This is a genomic window from Pseudomonas sp. NPDC087690, from assembly GCF_044743175.1.
GTDB lineage: Bacteria > Pseudomonadota > Gammaproteobacteria > Pseudomonadales > Pseudomonadaceae > Aquipseudomonas.
On the sequence record NZ_JBIUVX010000022.1, the window covers coordinates 1 to 16,241 of the forward strand.

General features: G+C 59.2%; 12 protein-coding genes and 1 pseudogene. 10 read left to right on the forward strand and 3 right to left on the reverse strand.

Going from position 1 to position 16,241, the window contains the following annotated elements:
• Positions 1 to 45: 45 nt before the first annotated feature.
• A pseudogene (gene rpsB / locus ACIPIZ_RS19290) lies at positions 46 to 291 on the reverse strand (30S ribosomal protein S2); the annotation flags it as partial.
• A 373-nt stretch (positions 292 to 664) separates the two neighbouring features.
• Between rpsB and map the strand changes: the two are divergent.
• The 5 genes from map to ACIPIZ_RS19315 all read left to right on the forward strand — a co-directional run bounded on the left by map (position 665) and on the right by ACIPIZ_RS19315 (position 7,298).
• On the forward strand, positions 665 to 1,447 hold the full coding sequence (gene map / locus ACIPIZ_RS19295; RefSeq protein ID WP_105707334.1) for a type I methionyl aminopeptidase: 783 nt from the start codon (positions 665 to 667) through the stop codon (positions 1,445 to 1,447).
• 41 nt (positions 1,448 to 1,488) lie between these two features.
• A complete protein-coding gene (locus tag ACIPIZ_RS19300) occupies positions 1,489 to 4,191 on the forward strand; it encodes a [protein-PII] uridylyltransferase (RefSeq protein ID WP_401166758.1) in 2,703 nt (900 codons plus the stop codon).
• A 208-nt stretch (positions 4,192 to 4,399) separates the two neighbouring features.
• Entirely contained in the window at positions 4,400 to 5,596 is a 1,197-nt protein-coding gene (gene dapC, locus ACIPIZ_RS19305) for a succinyldiaminopimelate transaminase (RefSeq protein ID WP_401166761.1), read from the forward strand.
• 192 nt (positions 5,597 to 5,788) lie between these two features.
• Positions 5,789 to 6,526 carry a hypothetical protein gene (locus ACIPIZ_RS19310; RefSeq protein WP_122662200.1) on the forward strand — a complete coding sequence of 246 codons (738 nt, stop codon included), beginning with the start codon at positions 5,789 to 5,791 and terminating at the stop codon, positions 6,524 to 6,526.
• Positions 6,527 to 6,587: 61 nt separating this feature from the next.
• Positions 6,588 to 7,298 (forward strand): M12 family metallopeptidase, encoded by a 711-nt coding sequence (locus ACIPIZ_RS19315; RefSeq protein WP_401166765.1) that lies wholly within the window; start codon positions 6,588 to 6,590, stop codon positions 7,296 to 7,298.
• 31 nt (positions 7,299 to 7,329) lie between these two features.
• Here ACIPIZ_RS19315 and ACIPIZ_RS19320 read toward each other — a convergent pair whose 3' ends face one another.
• Positions 7,330 to 8,961: a Na+/H+ antiporter gene (locus ACIPIZ_RS19320; protein WP_401166768.1), complete on the reverse strand. Its 1,632-nt coding sequence runs from the start codon at positions 8,959 to 8,961 to the stop codon at positions 7,330 to 7,332.
• 293 nt (positions 8,962 to 9,254) lie between these two features.
• Between ACIPIZ_RS19320 and ACIPIZ_RS19325 the strand changes: the two genes are divergently transcribed.
• The 4 genes from ACIPIZ_RS19325 (at position 9,255) to ACIPIZ_RS19340 (ending at position 12,425) form a co-directional block, all read left to right on the forward strand.
• Positions 9,255 to 9,617 (forward strand): ArsC family reductase, encoded by a 363-nt coding sequence (locus ACIPIZ_RS19325; RefSeq protein ID WP_003222107.1) that lies wholly within the window; start codon positions 9,255 to 9,257, stop codon positions 9,615 to 9,617.
• Between the two features lie 33 nt (positions 9,618 to 9,650).
• Positions 9,651 to 10,685, forward strand: coding sequence for a 2,3,4,5-tetrahydropyridine-2,6-dicarboxylate N-succinyltransferase (gene dapD, locus ACIPIZ_RS19330; protein ID WP_041478134.1), 1,035 nt, complete (start codon positions 9,651 to 9,653; stop codon positions 10,683 to 10,685).
• Positions 10,686 to 10,818: 133 nt separating this feature from the next.
• Complete coding sequence (locus tag ACIPIZ_RS19335; RefSeq protein ID WP_122853569.1) at positions 10,819 to 12,024, forward strand: cysteine desulfurase; 1,206 nt, start codon at positions 10,819 to 10,821, stop codon at positions 12,022 to 12,024.
• Positions 12,021 to 12,425 carry a SufE family protein gene (locus ACIPIZ_RS19340; protein ID WP_122853568.1) on the forward strand — a complete coding sequence of 135 codons (405 nt, stop codon included), beginning with the start codon at positions 12,021 to 12,023 and terminating at the stop codon, positions 12,423 to 12,425. The genes ACIPIZ_RS19335 and ACIPIZ_RS19340 overlap by 4 nt, the downstream gene beginning before the upstream one ends.
• A 119-nt stretch (positions 12,426 to 12,544) precedes the next feature.
• On the opposite strand, the gene tcdA is transcribed toward ACIPIZ_RS19340, so the two are convergent.
• Positions 12,545 to 13,363, reverse strand: a complete 819-nt coding sequence (tcdA, locus tag ACIPIZ_RS19345) for a tRNA cyclic N6-threonylcarbamoyladenosine(37) synthase TcdA (RefSeq protein ID WP_401166772.1) — start codon at positions 13,361 to 13,363, stop codon at positions 12,545 to 12,547.
• 213 nt (positions 13,364 to 13,576) lie between these two features.
• Here tcdA and ACIPIZ_RS19350 point away from each other — a divergent pair, with 213 nt between their 5' ends.
• Complete coding sequence (locus tag ACIPIZ_RS19350; RefSeq protein WP_122853567.1) at positions 13,577 to 16,168, forward strand: glycosyltransferase; 2,592 nt, start codon at positions 13,577 to 13,579, stop codon at positions 16,166 to 16,168.
• The last annotated feature ends 73 nt before the right edge of the window (positions 16,169 to 16,241 follow it).

Consider the following 16,241-nt stretch of genomic DNA (forward strand, 5'->3'; position numbering starts at 1 on the left):
CAACCAGCGGAGATAGACGTACGGCGAACCGCAACGTGATGCTTATTCAGCAACGATCTTGCCCGCGGAACGCGTGGAGCCGACGAACAGAATCTTGTTTTTTCCCTGGGCCAGACGCTCTACGAAAGTCAGAGCTTCGTTGAACATTGGCAGGGTTTTTTCAAGGTTGATGATGTGAATCTTGTTACGCGCGCCGAAAATGTACTTACCCATTTTCGGATTCCAGTAACGGGTTTGGTGACCGAAGTGCACACCGGCCTTCAGCATATCGCGCATATTGACTTGGGACATGATAGTTCCTTAATAAGTCGGGTTTGGCCTCCACGTATCCCAATGACCAACCAGTGGCATAAAGCCAAAAGCACCCAGGTCATCGTGTCGACACGTGTGTGGATTTAAGCTTCTCGGGGTATCCCCGGAAAGCGGCGCATTTTATACCACAGGGTGCGCAGAAACGGAACACGAAATCTGTATTCGCACCAAGGACATGGGCGCAGCCCCCTTGGAATCGGCTTCAGGGGCACCATTGTATAGAGAGAAGCGATGCACGCAGGCGCTGAATTGCGCCGCGCGTCTGTTAGAATCGCGTTTTTCAGGGTCGCAAAACGAACACTTGCCACCCCATTCGTACCAGCAAGCGCCGCCGAGCGCAGAGAGAGCCTGTATGACCGTCAACCTCAAAACTCCCGAGGACATCGCTGGCATGCGTGTCGCCGGCAAACTGGCCGCCGATGTGCTGGAAATGATTGCCGAACACGTAAAACCGGGCATCACCACCGATGAGCTGAACCAGATCTGCCACGACTACATCGTCAACGTGCAGCAGGCCATCCCTGCCCCGCTGAATTACAAGGGCTACCCGAAGTCGATCTGCACCTCGATCAACCACGTGGTCTGCCACGGCATTCCGAACGACAAGCCGCTGAAAAACGGCGACACCCTGAACATCGATGTAACCGTAATCAAGGACGGCTACCACGGCGACACCAGCCGCATGTTCCACGTCGGCGAAGTACCGGTCTGGGCCGAGCGCCTGTCTCAGATCACTCAGGAATGCATGTACAAGGCGATCGAAATCGTCAAACCCGGCTGCCGCCTCGGCGACATCGGCGAAGTGATCCAGAAGCACGCTGAAAAGAACGGCTTCTCGGTGGTTCGCGAGTTCTGTGGGCATGGCATCGGCAAGGTTTTCCACGAAGAGCCGCAGATTCTGCACTACGGTCGCGCCGGCACCGGCATGGAACTGAAGGCCGGCATGACCTTCACCATCGAACCGATGATCAACCAGGGCAAGGCCGACACCAAAGTATTGGGTGACGGCTGGACCGCAATCACCAAGGACCGCAAGCTGTCGGCGCAGTGGGAACATACCCTGCTGGTCACCGACACCGGCTACGAGATCTTCACCCTGCGCGCTGACGACACCATCCCGCGCATCTCGGCCTGATCTACACAACGCTCCCAGCCTTATAAAAGGAAAGCCAATCGATGCCGCAGGTGGATCCCGAACTCTTCGACCGCGGCCAGTTCCAGGCTGAACTGGCCCTGAAAGCGAGTCCTATCGCGGCGTTCAAGAAGGCGATCCGCCAGGCTCGCGAGGTACTCGACACGCGTTTTCGCAATGGCCGCGACATTCGCCGCCTGATCGAAGACCGCGCCTGGTTCGTCGACAACATCCTGCAAAAGGCCTGGGACCAGTTCAACTGGAGCGAAGACGCCGACATCGCGCTGGTCGCGGTCGGCGGCTATGGTCGCGGTGAGCTGCACCCTTATTCCGATATCGATCTGCTGATCCTGCTGGACAGCGCCGATCACGAAGTCTTTCGTGACTCCATCGAGCGTTTTCTGACGCTGCTGTGGGACATTGGCCTGGAAGTCGGTCAGAGCGTGCGCTCGGTCGATGAATGCGCCGAAGAAGCCCGCGCCGATCTGACCGTGGTTACCAACCTGATGGAAAGCCGCACCATTTGCGGCCCCGAGCGCCTGCGCCAGCGCATGCTCGATGTCACCAGCACCGCCCACATGTGGCCGGCCAAGGAGTTTTTCCTGGCCAAGCGCGCCGAGCAAAAAGCCCGCCACCACAAATACAACGACACTGAATACAACCTGGAACCCAACGTCAAAGGCTCGCCGGGCGGACTGCGGGATATTCAGACGATTCTCTGGGTTGCGCGTCGCCAATACGGCACGCTCAACCTGCGCGCCCTCGCCGGTGAAGGCTTCTTGGTCGAGAGCGAAAACGCCCTGCTCGCCTCCTCCCAGGAATTTCTCTGGAAAGTGCGCTATGCGCTGCACATGCTGGCAGGTCGCTCGGAAGACCGCTTGCTGTTCGATCATCAGCGCACCATTGCCGGTTTGCTCGGTTTTGAAGGTGACGACGCGAAACAAGCGGTCGAAAACTTCATGCAGCAATACTTTCGCGTGGTGATGAGCATCGCCCAGCTCAGCGACCTGATCATTCAGCATTTCGAGGAAGTCATCCTCGCGCCGGAAGACGAAGCCCCGCCACAGCCGATCAACTCGCGCTTCCAGCTGCACGATGGCTACATCGAAGCGCGAAACGACAATGTGTTCTGCCGCACACCGTTCGCCATGCTCGAAATCTTCGTGCTGATGGCCCAGCAGCCGGAAATCAAAGGTGTGCGCGCCGATACCATTCGCCTGCTGCGCGAGAACCGTCATCTGATCGACGACACTTTCCGCAACGATATTCGCAACACCAGCCTGTTCATCGAGCTGTTCAAGTGCAAGATCGGCATCCATCGCAACCTGCGCCGGATGAACCGTTACGGCATTCTCGGGCGTTATCTGCCGGAGTTCGGCTTTATCGTCGGGCAGATGCAGCACGACCTGTTCCACATTTATACCGTCGACGCGCACACGCTGAACCTGATCAAGCACCTGCGCAAATTGCAGTACACGCAAGTGTCGGAAAAATTTCCGTTGGCCGCCAAACTCATGGCCAAACTGCCCAAGCCCGAACTGATCTACATGGCCGGTCTGTACCACGACATCGGCAAGGGGCGACACGGCGACCACTCGGAGATCGGCGCGGTCGATGCCGAAGCGTTCTGCCAGCGCCATCAGTTGCCGGTGTGGGACAGTCGCCTGATCGTCTGGCTGGTGCAGAACCACTTGGTGATGTCGACCACCGCCCAGCGCAAGGACTTGTCCGATCCGCAGGTGATTCACGATTTTGCCCTGGCGGTCGGCGATGAAACCCGTCTCGACTACCTCTACGTGCTGACCGTGGCCGACATCAACGCGACCAACCCGACGCTGTGGAACTCGTGGCGCGCCAGCCTGTTGCGTCAGCTCTACACCGAAACCAAACGCGCCCTGCGTCGTGGTCTGGAAAACCCGGTGGATCGTGAAGAGCAGATCCGCCAGACCCAAAGCGCGGCCCTGGATATTCTGGTGCGAGGCGGCACCGATCCGGACGACGTCGAGCAGTTATGGGCGCAGTTGGGTGATGACTATTTCCTGCGCCACACCGCTGGCGATGTGGCCTGGCACAGCGACGCGATCCTGCAGCAGCCCGTCGATGGCGGGCCGCTGGTACTGATCAAGGAAACCACTCAGCGCGAGTTCGAGGGCGGCACGCAGATCTTCATTTATGCACCGGATCAGCATGACTTCTTCGCCGTGACCGTGGCCGCGATGGATCAGCTCAACCTGAACATTCACGACGCCCGGGTCATCACGTCGAGCAGCCAGTTCACCCTCGACACCTACATCGTGCTCGACAACGAAGGCGAATCCATCGGCGACAACCCGGCGCGGGTCAAGCAGATCCGCGAAGGCCTGACCGAAGCCCTGCGCAACCCGGATGACTACCCGACGATCATTCAGCGCCGGGTGCCGCGCCAGCTCAAGCATTTCGCCTTTGCGCCGCAAGTGACGATCCACAACGACGCGCAACGCCCGGTGACGGTGCTGGAATTGACCGCACCTGATCGCCCGGGACTGCTGGCGCGGATCGGCGGGATTTTCCTTGAATTCGACCTGTCGCTGCAGAACGCCAAGATTGCGACCCTGGGCGAGCGAGTGGAAGACGTGTTCTTCATCACCGATGCGCACAATCAGCCGCTGTCCGACCCGCTGCTGTGCAGCCGCTTGCAGGATGCGATCGTTGAGCAGTTGAGCGTCAATCAGGAACCCGATATCAAGCTTTCGCGTGTCAGTATTTGAATTGAAGTAACCATTACTCCTGTGGGAAGGAAGACTCCGATACCAGCCTGTTCAACAAACCCCTTGTAGGAGTGAGCCTGCTCGCGATAGCGGTTCATCAGCTGCATAGATATTGAATGAGTCTTCCTCATCGCGAGCAGGCTCACTCCTACAGGTTTTGTGGATGGCGGATATTGAGGCAATCCCTCCCACATTCAACGAGGCCCCCATGAACAACGCTCTGAACCAGCTCCAGCCTTACCCGTTCGAAAAGCTCCGCGCCCTGCTCGGCACCGTGACCCCGAACCCGGACAAACGCCCGATAGCCCTGTCGATCGGCGAGCCGAAACATCGCTCGCCGAGCTTTGTCGCCGAAGCGCTGGCGAACAACCTGGATCAGATGGCGGTCTACCCGACCACTCTCGGCATCCCGGCCCTGCGCGAAGCAATCGCCGGCTGGTGCGAGCGTCGCTTTGGCGTGCCAAGCGGCTGGATCGATCCGGCGCGTAACGTACTGCCGGTCAACGGCACCCGCGAAGCGCTGTTCGCCTTCACCCAGACCGTAGTCAATCGCGGTGATGACGCTCTGGTAGTCAGCCCGAACCCGTTCTATCAGATCTACGAAGGTGCGGCGTTCCTCGCCGGGGCCAAACCGCACTATCTGCCGTGCCTTGACGAGAACGGCTTCAACCCGGATTTCGATGCGGTGTCGCCAGACATCTGGAAGCGCTGCCAGATCCTTTTTCTGTGCTCGCCGGGCAACCCGACCGGCGCGCTGATCCCGGTCGATGTATTAAAGAAACTGATCGCCCTGGCTGACGAATACGACTTCGTGATCGCCGCCGACGAGTGCTACAGCGAACTGTATTTCGAAGAACAGACCCCGCCGCCGGGCCTGCTGACGGCCTGCGTTGAGTTGGGCCGCAAGGATTTCAAACGCTGCGTGGTGTTCCATAGCCTGTCCAAACGCTCCAACCTGCCGGGCCTGCGTTCCGGTTTCGTTGCCGGCGACGCCAATATCCTCAAGGGCTTCCTGCTGTATCGCACCTACCATGGCTGCGCGATGCCGGTACAAACCCAATTGGCCTCTGTTGCCGCCTGGAACGATGAAGTCCACGTTCGCGCCAACCGCGCGCTGTACCGCGAGAAATTCGACGCCGTACTGGCAATCCTCAGTCCGGTGATGGACGTCCAGCGTCCGGATGGCAGCTTCTACCTGTGGCCGAACGTGCAGGATGACGATGCTGCGTTCTGCCGCGATCTGTTCGAACAGGAACACGTGACCGTAGTCCCGGGTTCTTACCTGTCCCGCGATGTCGATGGGGTCAACCCGGGCGCAGGTCGCGTGCGCATGGCGCTGGTTGCGCCGCTGGCAGAATGTGTCGAGGCTGCGGAACGTATTCGCGACTTCATCAAGCGTCGCTAACAAGCGTTTATATATTTCCGCACGACGCAATGTCGTGCGGAAACAAACACTACGCAACACATCAACTCTTCTTTCATCTTCCTATCTCCCCCATCGATACTTACTCTGTCCGCTCAAGCTGAACCTGGTTGTTTAAATATCAAACCCCATTAATAAACCAAACAGCAAATCATCAACTACGGAAAGTAATTCATGGATGATATAAAAGATTGTCTTGTTAAAGCACCGCAAGACATTAATGTGTCCTACCAAGCGGCCATCAACGAGAACTCCGCCAATCGCGGTACGTCCGGCGGTCGTCAGAAAAGAGCCGCGATCAAGCACCGCAAACTCTGGGCACCCGGCCGAACCCTGCGCGTTCGCGTGCTAGCGGGTGACGCAGCCTACAAGCAAGCCATCCGCGCGGCGGCAGCAACATGGACAGCGTTTATCAATCTGAACTTCGACTTTGTTGATGAAGGCGATGCCGAGATTCGCATATCCGATGACAACGGCGACTACTGGTCGCTGATCGGTACTGACGCATTGACCCAAGATGATCAAAGCGAAGCAACCATGAATCTTTCGCCTGATCACAACTTGTCGCCCAAGTTCTTCATGGCCAATGCCTTGCATGAGTTTGGTCACGTACTGGGTGCCGAACATGAACATCTGCACCCACAAATGACCATTCCCTGGGACAAGCAAGCCGTCTACGAGCACTTTGGCGCAGAAGATGATGATCTGGCTCGCAGCAACATCGACGAGCGCTATTTCAATCTTCTCGATGCCAGTGAAGTCGACAACTCGACTTACGACCCGAAGTCCATCATGCACTACGCCATCCGCCAGAGCTGGACCCAGGGTGACTTCCAGATTCAGCTGAATCTGCAGCTCAGCGACAAAGACAAGGCTTTCATGGCCGCCGCTTATCCACACCCCGATGCCTGACAGGACGTCAGGCTTCATCAAAACCACCTACCTCATGCATTACTTAAAAAGGATTTCAAGAATGCCAGTCTGCAAAATCTGCACGACACTGCCGCCGAAAAGCCAAAGTCTTTCCTATCAGGCCGCGCTTGCCGAGAACCCTGCCAACGTCAGCAGGCAGGGTATTTCCTTACTGGGCGTGGCCCTAGATGGAAAGGTATGGAAAGCGTTCAGGACGCTTAGCGTCACGTTTCTCGATAACCTGACGAACGAAGAGCAAACGCAGTATCGGGAAGTCATTCGGGAATGGGGTAACCATATCAACCTGGATATCGTGTTCACGAGCGAGCGCGATGCCGACATTCGCATCAAGACCAAAACCAGTGACAACAGCTCTGCCGTTGGCACAGACGCACTCACCGTCGATGTGCAGAATCCAACGATGTACATTGCCGAAAAGCCAGGCAGCAGCAGATTCAGAACGGTATTACTGCACGAGTTCGGCCACGCCCTGGGCTTCGAACACGAGCATTTGCACCCGTACGCCAACATCCCCTGGAACAAGCAAAAGGTTTACGACCACTTCACTCGACTCGGCATGAGCAGAGCCGCCATTGACGAAAACTTCTTCACCAAGATCAATCAAAAGATGTCTGTGACCGCTTATGATCCAAAGTCGATCATGCACTATCCGATAGAAAAAACCTTCACCGACGGAGTATTTGAGGTCACTGAAAACACCGAACTAAGTAGATTGGATATACACATGGCGCGAACCGTTTATCCCCGATAAAACCAGCAATCCGATCAACACCCATGCGGGACTACTTCAACGTTCCCAGATTGGCCTCACTCAAATCAAGCTCACCTAATACCTCGCGCAATACGTCATCACCGATCTGGTGATGACGGCTGAGGCTGTAGAGTTCCAGACGTTGCGCGCGCAGTGCCTTGAGGCGTAAACGACGCTCGAGCAGATCCATCTGAAACGCCAGGGCCTGTGCTTCGGCCGAGTCGTTGAAGACATCGAGCTGATGGCGGTACTCGGACATGATCCGCGCCTTGAGTTCTGCCGCGAGTGCGGCCTGCGCTGCATCCTGCGGGCCGACCTCCTCGGTTTCCAGCGCATGAATCGCTGCCTCGGCGGTCTTGCGCCAGGCGTCGCGCACTTCCTGGCGCCGCTTGTCGTCCGGGCTTTTCTCAATGCCGCGCAAAAGCAACGGCAAGGCGATGCAGGCGCAGACCAGCGACAGCAGAATCACCCCGGCAGCGATGAAGATCAGCAGATCACGCTCGGGAAACGCCTCCGCGCCCATCAACATCGGCACCGACATCACACCCGCCAGCGTCACCGCACCGCGCACGCCGCCGACCGTCAACAGCCAGCAGGAGCGCGCTGTCGGCACCTGAGTCAGCTCGTTCTTGCCACGCAAACGCCGCAGCAGCACCGACAAGCGCCAGATGCTCTGTACCCAGATGAACCGCAGCAGGACCAATGCAAGAAAGATCGCCACCACGTCGAGACAGCGATAGAACAGGGTCGGCCATAACGTCGGTTCGTGACTGACCACCGCTTTGATGATGTCCGGCAATTGCAGGCCCAGCAGCAGAAAGATCAATCCGTTGAAAGCAAATTCCAGAAGCGACCAGACACTGCGGTTGAGCAGGCGGGTGCTCGTCTGCCGTGGCAGCAGATCGAGCCAGCTCTGCATCATCCCCGCCGCCACCGCCGAAAGGATACCCGAGGCACCCAGTCGCTCGGCCAGTACATACGCGGCGAACGGCAGCAGCAACATGAACACCACGTGGGTGGCCGGATCGTCCCAGCCCCGGGCAATCATCCACGCGCGCAAGCGCCCGACCAGCCAGCTCAGTGCCACGCCGACTGCCAGCCCGCCGACTGCCACCAGCACAAACGTCAGGCTGGCATTGGCCAACGAGAACGCTCCGGTGATCGCCGCGGCCAGCGCGAATTTGAACGTTACCAGGCCCGAGGCGTCGTTCATCAACGCTTCGCCCTGCAAGATATGCATGAGCGGCGTCGGCAAGCGATTCTGTGAAATCGCCGAGACCGCCACGGCGTCGGTCGGCGACAGCACAGCGGCGAGTGCGAAGGCCACCGCCAGCGGAATGCTCGGCATCAACCAATGAATGAAGTAGCCGGCACCGACCACGGTGAACAGCACCAGCCCAACGGCCAGCGTCAGAATCGGCCCGCGCAGATGCCAGAACTCGCGTTTGGGCATGCGCCAGCCATCGGAAAACAGCAGCGGTGGCAGGAACAGAAACAGGAACAATTCGGGATCAAGGACCACATGCAGACCGAGGGTCGGCCAGGCGAGCAAAGCGCCGGCGGCGATCTGCACCAGTGGCAGTGGCAACGGGATGACCCGTCCGACCAGACGCGAGACGCTGACCAGCATCAGCAGGATCAGGACGGTGTAAGCAGTTTGCATAAAGCGCGAATCTCAGGCAGTCGACAGCGTTGAACTGCCATATTAGCCGTTTAGCATGCGTCTGACCCTTGCACCTATGTCGCAGCTGCTGGAACGCAGTCCCCTTGTGGGAGCGAGCCTGCTCGCGAATGCGGTGCGTCATTCAACAGAGATATTGCCTGACACGGCCCCTTCGCGAGCAGGCTCGCTCCCACAGGTTTTGCAGCGTTACGACAACCGTGGCCGACGAAACCGTTTGGTCATGGCATAATCCGACACCATTTTTCTCCAGCACCTGTAAAGGGGGCAATTCCTTGACCGTCTCAAGTAAAACGTTGCACCTTTTCGGCATCAAAGCCTGCGACACCATGAAAAAGGCGCGCACCTGGCTTGATGAGCACGCTGTCAGCTACGACTTTCACGATTACAAAACCGCCGGCATCGACCGTGAACACCTGACCCAATGGTGTGACGAGCATGGCTGGCAAACGGTGTTGAACCGCGCAGGCACGACCTTTCGTAAACTCGACGACGAACGCAAAGCCGATCTCGACCAATCGAAAGCCATCGAACTGATGCTCGCTCAACCCTCGATGATCAAGCGCCCGGTGCTCGATCTCGGTGACCGAACCCTGATTGGCTTCAAGCCAGATATCTACGCGGCCGCTCTGAAGTAAGCAGCCCGTCACTCTTTGTAGAGGTGTATTTACATGTCCAATTCCCTGTTCAGCATCGCCTTTGGTGTCGGCACTCAGAACCGTCAAGGCGCGTGGCTGGAAGTGTTCTACGCACAGCCACTGCTCAACCCATCGGCCGAGCTGGTCGCGGCGGTTGCGCCAATCCTCGGTTACACCGAAGGCAACCAGGCCATCACCTTCACCACCGCTCAGGCTGCCCAACTGGCCGAAGCCGTGAAAGGCATCGATGCCGTGCAAGGCAAGCTGCTGACCCGTCTGGCTGAAAGCCACAAGCCGCTGGTCGCCACCCTGCTGGCCGAAGACGCACAGCTGACCTCGACACCTGAGGCTTACCTCAAGCTGCACCTGCTGTCGCACCGTCTGGTCAAGCCACACGGCGTGAGCCTGGCCGGGATCTTCCCGCTGCTGCCGAACGTCGCGTGGACCAGCCAAGGCGCCATCGACCTGAGCGAACTGGCGGAAATGCAACTGGAAGCCCGTCTGCGTGGCGAGCTGCTGGAAGTGTTCTCGGTGGACAAGTTCCCGAAAATGACCGACTACGTGGTTCCGGCCGGCGTGCGTATCGCTGACGCCGCGCGTCTGCGTCTGGGCGCTTACGTCGGTGAAGGCACCACCGTGATGCACGAAGGTTTCATCAACTTCAACGCCGGCACCGAAGGCCCGGGCATGATCGAAGGCCGCGTATCGGCTGGCGTGTTCGTCGGCAAGGGTTCCGATCTGGGCGGCGGTTGCTCGACCATGGGCACCCTGTCGGGCGGCGGTAACATCGTGATCAAGGTCGGCGAAGGCTGCCTGATCGGCGCCAACGCCGGTATCGGTATTCCGTTGGGCGACCGCAACACAGTTGAGTCGGGCCTGTACGTGACCGCTGGTACCAAGGTGGCGCTGCTCGACGAAAACAACAACCTGGTTAAAGTCGTGAAGGCGCGTGAACTGGCCGGTCAGACTGATCTGCTGTTCCGCCGCAATTCGGAAACCGGTGCTGTGGAGTGCAAAACCCACAAATCGGCGATCGAGCTGAATGAAGCGCTGCACGCTCACAACTAAGTGCTTGGATAATCCATTGTAGGAGTGAGCCTGCTCGCGATGCCTTTAGCGCCCTCACGGACGCCATCGCGAGCAGGCTCACTCCTCCAGGATTTGGCGTACATCCCGCCCCTCTTCACCAGGGCTAAAGACCGTGATGATTCCCTCCCCGTGGCGCGCCGACTTCCCGGCCATCGCCGCACTGCAACGGCAAGACCAGACCTATCTGGACAACGCCGCCACCACGCAAAAACCCCAAGCCCTGCTCGACGCACTGACGCATTACTACGCCAACGGCGCAGCCAATGTGCACCGTGCGCAACACCTGCCCGGCGCTCACGCGACGCAGGCGTTCGAAGACAGTCGACTCAAGGTTGCCCAGTGGCTGAATGCCGGTGACAGCGGGCAGATCATCTTTACCCACGGCGCCACCAGTGCGCTGAACCTCCTGGCTTATGGCCTGGAACATCTTTTCCACCCGGGCGATGAAATTGTCATCAGCGCCCTGGAGCATCACGCCAACCTGCTGCCGTGGCAGCAACTGGCGCAACGGCGCAATCTGAAGCTGGTGATTCTGCCGCTGGATGCCGACGGTCTGATCGACCTTGCTGCCGCTGTGCACCTCATCGGCCCGCGCACGCGATTGCTGGCGGTCAGCCAGTTGTCCAACGTGCTCGGCGCCTGGCAGCCATTGCCGGCCTTGCTGGGCATGGCCAAGGCGCAGAACGCGCTGACCGTGGTCGATGGCGCGCAAGGCGTTGTCCATGGTCGGCATGACGTGCAGGCGCTGGGTTGCGACTTCTATGTGTTTTCCAGCCACAAGCTCTATGGCCCCGATGGCCTCGGCGTGCTGTTCGGGCGCAACGCTGCGCTTGAGCAATTGAAGCCTTGGCAGTTCGGCGGTGAGATGGTGCTGGAAGCCAACTATCACGACGCGCGCTTCCGCCCTGCTCCGCTGGGTTTTGAAGCGGGTACGCCGCCGATTGCCAGCGTGATCGGCCTTGGGGCGACGCTGGATTATCTGGCCGGGCTCGATCAGGACGCAGTGTCGGCCCACGAAGCGGCGCTGCATGACTATCTGCTGCGTGGACTCGCGGCGCGTAACGGCATTCGCTTGCTCGGCAAGCCGCAACTGGCGCTGGCGAGTTTTGTCGTCGAGGGTGTGCATAACGCGGATCTGGCGCATTTGCTGACCGAGCAAGGCATTGCCGTGCGCGCCGGACATCATTGCGCGATGCCGCTGTTGAAAAGCTTAGAGCTGGCCGGGGCGATTCGCGTGTCGCTGGCGTTGTACAACGATTCGGAGGATCTGGAGCGTTTCTTTGAAGCCCTGGATCAGGCGCTGGAGTTGTTGCGATGAGCCTGCCGGTCGAGGCAGCTGAAGCGCTGCAGACTTTTCAGAATGCAGCGGGCTGGGAACAGCGGGCGCGGTTGTTGATGCAGATTGGTGATCGATTGCCGGCGCTGGATGACGCGGACAAGTGCGAGGCCAACCGGGTGCATGGCTGTGAGAGTCAGGTCTGGCTGGTGGGGGCGTTGCGCGATGGTCACTGGCAGTTCGCGGCGAGTAGCGATGCACGGATGATTCGCGGGTTGGTGGCGTTGTTGCTGTTGCGGGTTAACGGCTTGTCTGCCGCTGAGTTGCAGCAGGTTGATCTGCCTGACTGGTTCAATCAGTTGGGCCTTTCGCGGCAGCTATCGCCGTCGCGCAGCAATGGCCTTAACGCCGTGCTCCAGCGGATGAATGAGTTGGCTCGCTGACTGATCGTTCCCACGCTCTGCGTGGGAATGCCTCAACGGACGCTCCGCGTTCGGCTCTGGATGGGACGCGGAGCGTCCCGGGCTGCGTTCCCACGCGGAGCGTGGGAACGATCAACCGGTCAGGCGTCAGATTTGACCCGGTCGGCCGGGCGCCGAACGCCCGCGACAATCTTGTCCACAGCCTTGGTCGCCGCGACCATCCCAAACGTCGCAGTCACCATCATCACCGCACCAAACCCACCCGCGCAGTCCAGTTTCACGCCATCGCCGACAAAACTCTTCTGCAAACAAATGCTGCCATCCGGTTTCGGATAGCGCAGTTGCTCCGTGGAAAACACGCACGGCACGCTGTAATGGCGGGTCACGGTGCGCGAAAAACCGTAATCGCGGCGCAATGTAGAGCGCACTTTCGAGGCCAGCGGGTCATTGAACGTGCGGTTGAGATCGCACACCTGAATCAGCGTCGGATCAATCTGCCCACCGGCGCCGCCGGTGGTGATGATCTGGATCTTGCGGCGCTTGCACCAGGCGATCAGCGCAGCCTTGGCGTTGACCGCGTCAATGCAGTCAATGACGCAGTCGATGTTCGCCGTGATGTATTCAGCCATGGTCTCGCGGGTGACGAAATCCGCCACCGCGTGCACGGTGCAATCCGGGTTGATCCCGCGCAGACGCTCGGCCATGACCTCGACCTTGGGTTTGCCGACGGTGCTGTCCAGCGCGTGCAACTGACGGTTGGCGTTGCTGACGCAGACGTCATCGAGGTCGAACAGCGAAATCTCGCCAACACCACAACGGGCCATGGCTTCCGCCGCCCAGGAACCGACGCCACCGACGCCGACAATCGCCACATGGGCCGCGCGCAGGCGTTCCAGGCCTTCAATGCCATACAAACGGGCGATGCCTGCAAACCGCGGATCTTCTGTACTCATGACCATTACCCCAAAAACCGGCGCGCATTATAGGGCTACGCGGCGACAAGTTCTAAACATCAGCTACAAGTGTAAGAACTTAAGTCAAAGTCGGCTGCCCAATGTCCGGCATTTCCCTGTCTGATGTACGACTTGCGAACTGCCGGTGTAGGATGCGCGCCCCTCGGGCGTCTAGCCGACCGATCCTTCGTTCCACAGCCTTTGGAACCCGAAATAGCTATGTCATCGCGTAAATTTGGACTCAACCTGGTGGTGGTTCTGGCAATCGCTGCCCTGTTCACCGGTTTCTGGGCGCTGATCAATCGCCCGGTTTCCGCGCCGAACTGGCCGGAGCAGATCTCCGGTTTCTCCTATTCGCCGTTCCAGCAAGGACAATATCCGCAGAAGGATCAGTATCCGTCTGACGAAGAAATGCGCCGCGACCTGGAGATCATGAGCAAGCTGACGGACAACATCCGCATCTACTCGGTCGACGGTTCGCTGCAAGACATCCCGAAACTGGCTGAAGAATTCGGCCTGCGCGTAACGCTGGGGATCTGGATCAGCCCCGATCAGGAACGCAACGAACGGGAAATCACCCGCGCCATCGAGCTGGCCAACACTTCGCGCAGCGTGGTTCGCGTGGTGGTCGGTAACGAAGCGATCTTCCGCAAGGAAATCACCGCGCAAGAGCTGAGCGTATTGCTCGATCGTGTGCGCGCGGCAGTGAAAGTGCCGGTGACCACCTCCGAGCAATGGCACGTCTGGGAAGAACACCCGGAGCTGGCCAAGCACGTTGACCTGATCGCTGCGCACGTTCTGCCGTACTGGGAATTTATTCCGGTCGACAAGGCTGGGCAGTTCGTTTTCGACCGTGCCCGCGACCTGAAAAAGCTCTTCCCGAAAAAACCGCTACTGCTCTCCGAGGTCGGCTGGCCGAGCAACGGTCGCATGCGCGGTGGCGCCGATGCATCGCCGGCGGATCAAGCGATTTACCTGCGTACGCTGGTCAACAAGCTCAACCGCCAAGGCTTCAACTACTTCGTGATCGAAGCGTTTGACCAGCCGTGGAAGGCCAGCGACGAAGGTTCGGTGGGCGCGTACTGGGGCGTGTTCAACGCCGCCCGCCAGCAGAAATTCAACTTCGAAGGCCCGGTGGTTGCGATTCCGCAATGGCGCGTGCTGGCCATCGGTTCGGTGGTGTTGGCGCTGTTGTCGCTGACCTTGCTGATGATCGACGGCTCGGCCCTGCGCCAGCGTGGGCGGATCTTCCTGACCTTTATCGCGTTCCTTTGCGGCTCGGTGCTGGTGTGGATCGGTTACGACTACAGCCTGCAATACAGCACGTGGTTCAGTCTGACCGTCGGGTTCCTCTTGGCGCTCGGCGCGCTCGGGGTGTTTATCGTGTTGCTGACCGAAGCGCATGAACTGGCCGAAGCGGTGTGGATTCACAAGCGCCGGCGCGAATTCCTGCCGGTCGAGGGCGACTCCAGCTATCGCCCGAAAGTGTCGATTCATGTGCCTTGCTACAACGAGCCGCCGGAGATGGTCAAACAGACCCTCGACGCCCTCGCCGCGCTGGATTATCCGGACTACGAAGTCTTGATCATCGACAACAACACCAAGGACCCGGCGGTCTGGGAACCGGTGCGCGACTACTGCGAAACCCTCGGCCCGCGCTTCAAGTTCTTCCACGTCTCGCCCCTGGCCGGTTTCAAGGGCGGCGCGCTGAACTACCTGATTCCACACACCGCCAAAGACGCCGAAGTGATCGCCGTGATCGACTCCGATTACTGCGTGCACCCGAACTGGCTGAAGCACATGGTGCCGCACTTCGCCGACCCGAAAATCGCGGTGGTGCAGTCGCCGCAGGATTATCGCGACCAGAACGAAAGCACCTTCAAGAAGCTCTGCTACGCCGAATACAAAGGCTTCTTCCACATTGGCATGGTCACCCGTAACGACCGTGACGCGATCATCCAGCACGGCACCATGACCATGACCCGTCGTTCGGTGCTGGAAGAGTTGGGTTGGGCCGACTGGTGCATCTGTGAAGACGCCGAACTCGGTCTGCGCGTGTTCGAAAAAGGCCTGTCGGCGGCGTATTACCACGACAGCTACGGCAAGGGTCTGATGCCGGATACGTTTATCGACTTCAAGAAACAGCGTTTCCGCTGGGCTTACGGTGCAATTCAGATCATCAAACGCCACACCGGCAGCCTGTTGCGCGGCAAGGACACCGAGCTGACCCGTGGCCAGCGCTATCACTTCCTCGCGGGCTGGTTGCCGTGGGTTGCGGACGGCATGAACATCTTCTTCACCGTCGGCGCGCTGTTGTGGTCGGCGGCGATGATCATCGTGCCGCAACGGGTCGATCCGCCGCTGCTGATTTTCGCAATTCCGCCGTTGGCGTTGTTCGTGTTCAAAGTCGGCAAGATCATCTTCCTCTACCGTCGCGCCGTTGGCGTGAACCTGAAAGATGCCTTCTGCGCGGCACTGGCCGGGCTGGCGTTGTCGCACACCATCGCCAAAGCGGTGCTGTACGGCTTCTTCACCACCAGCATTCCGTTCTTCCGCACGCCGAAAAACGCCGACAACCATGGCTTCTGGGTGGCGATTTCCGAAGCGCGGGAAGAATTGTTCATCATGCTGCTGTTGTGGGGCGCGGCGCTGGGGATCTACCTGGTCAACGGCATGCCGAGCAACGACATGCGCTTCTGGGTGGTGATGTTGCTGGTGCAGTCGCTGCCGTATCTGGCGGCGCTGATCATGGCGTTCCTGTCGTCGCTGCCGAAACCGGCCGCCGCGCCTGAGCCGGCGCCGGTCGTCTAAATCCTCATCGATGCACTAAACGGCGGCCAATGGTCGCCGTTTTGCTTTAAGATAACCGCCATTTTGCGGGGCT

Bases quoted from the DNA above. Each gene is read 5' to 3' on its own strand.
- map (WP_105707334.1), top strand. From the start codon at position 665: ATGACCGTCAACCTCAAAACTCCCGAGGACATCGCTGGCATGCGTGTC.
- ACIPIZ_RS19300 (WP_401166758.1), top strand. From the start codon at position 1,489: ATGCCGCAGGTGGATCCCGAACTCTTCGACCGCGGCCAGTTCCAGGCT.
- dapC (WP_401166761.1), top strand. From the start codon at position 4,400: ATGAACAACGCTCTGAACCAGCTCCAGCCTTACCCGTTCGAAAAGCTC.
- ACIPIZ_RS19310 (WP_122662200.1), top strand. From the start codon at position 5,789: ATGGATGATATAAAAGATTGTCTTGTTAAAGCACCGCAAGACATTAAT.
- ACIPIZ_RS19315 (WP_401166765.1), top strand. From the start codon at position 6,588: ATGCCAGTCTGCAAAATCTGCACGACACTGCCGCCGAAAAGCCAAAGT.
- ACIPIZ_RS19320 (WP_401166768.1), bottom strand. From the start codon at position 8,961: ATGCAAACTGCTTACACCGTCCTGATCCTGCTGATGCTGGTCAGCGTC.
- dapD (WP_041478134.1), top strand. From the start codon at position 9,651: ATGTCCAATTCCCTGTTCAGCATCGCCTTTGGTGTCGGCACTCAGAAC.
- ACIPIZ_RS19340 (WP_122853568.1), top strand. From the start codon at position 12,021: ATGAGCCTGCCGGTCGAGGCAGCTGAAGCGCTGCAGACTTTTCAGAAT.
- tcdA (WP_401166772.1), bottom strand. From the start codon at position 13,363: ATGGTCATGAGTACAGAAGATCCGCGGTTTGCAGGCATCGCCCGTTTG.
- ACIPIZ_RS19350 (WP_122853567.1), top strand. From the start codon at position 13,577: ATGTCATCGCGTAAATTTGGACTCAACCTGGTGGTGGTTCTGGCAATC.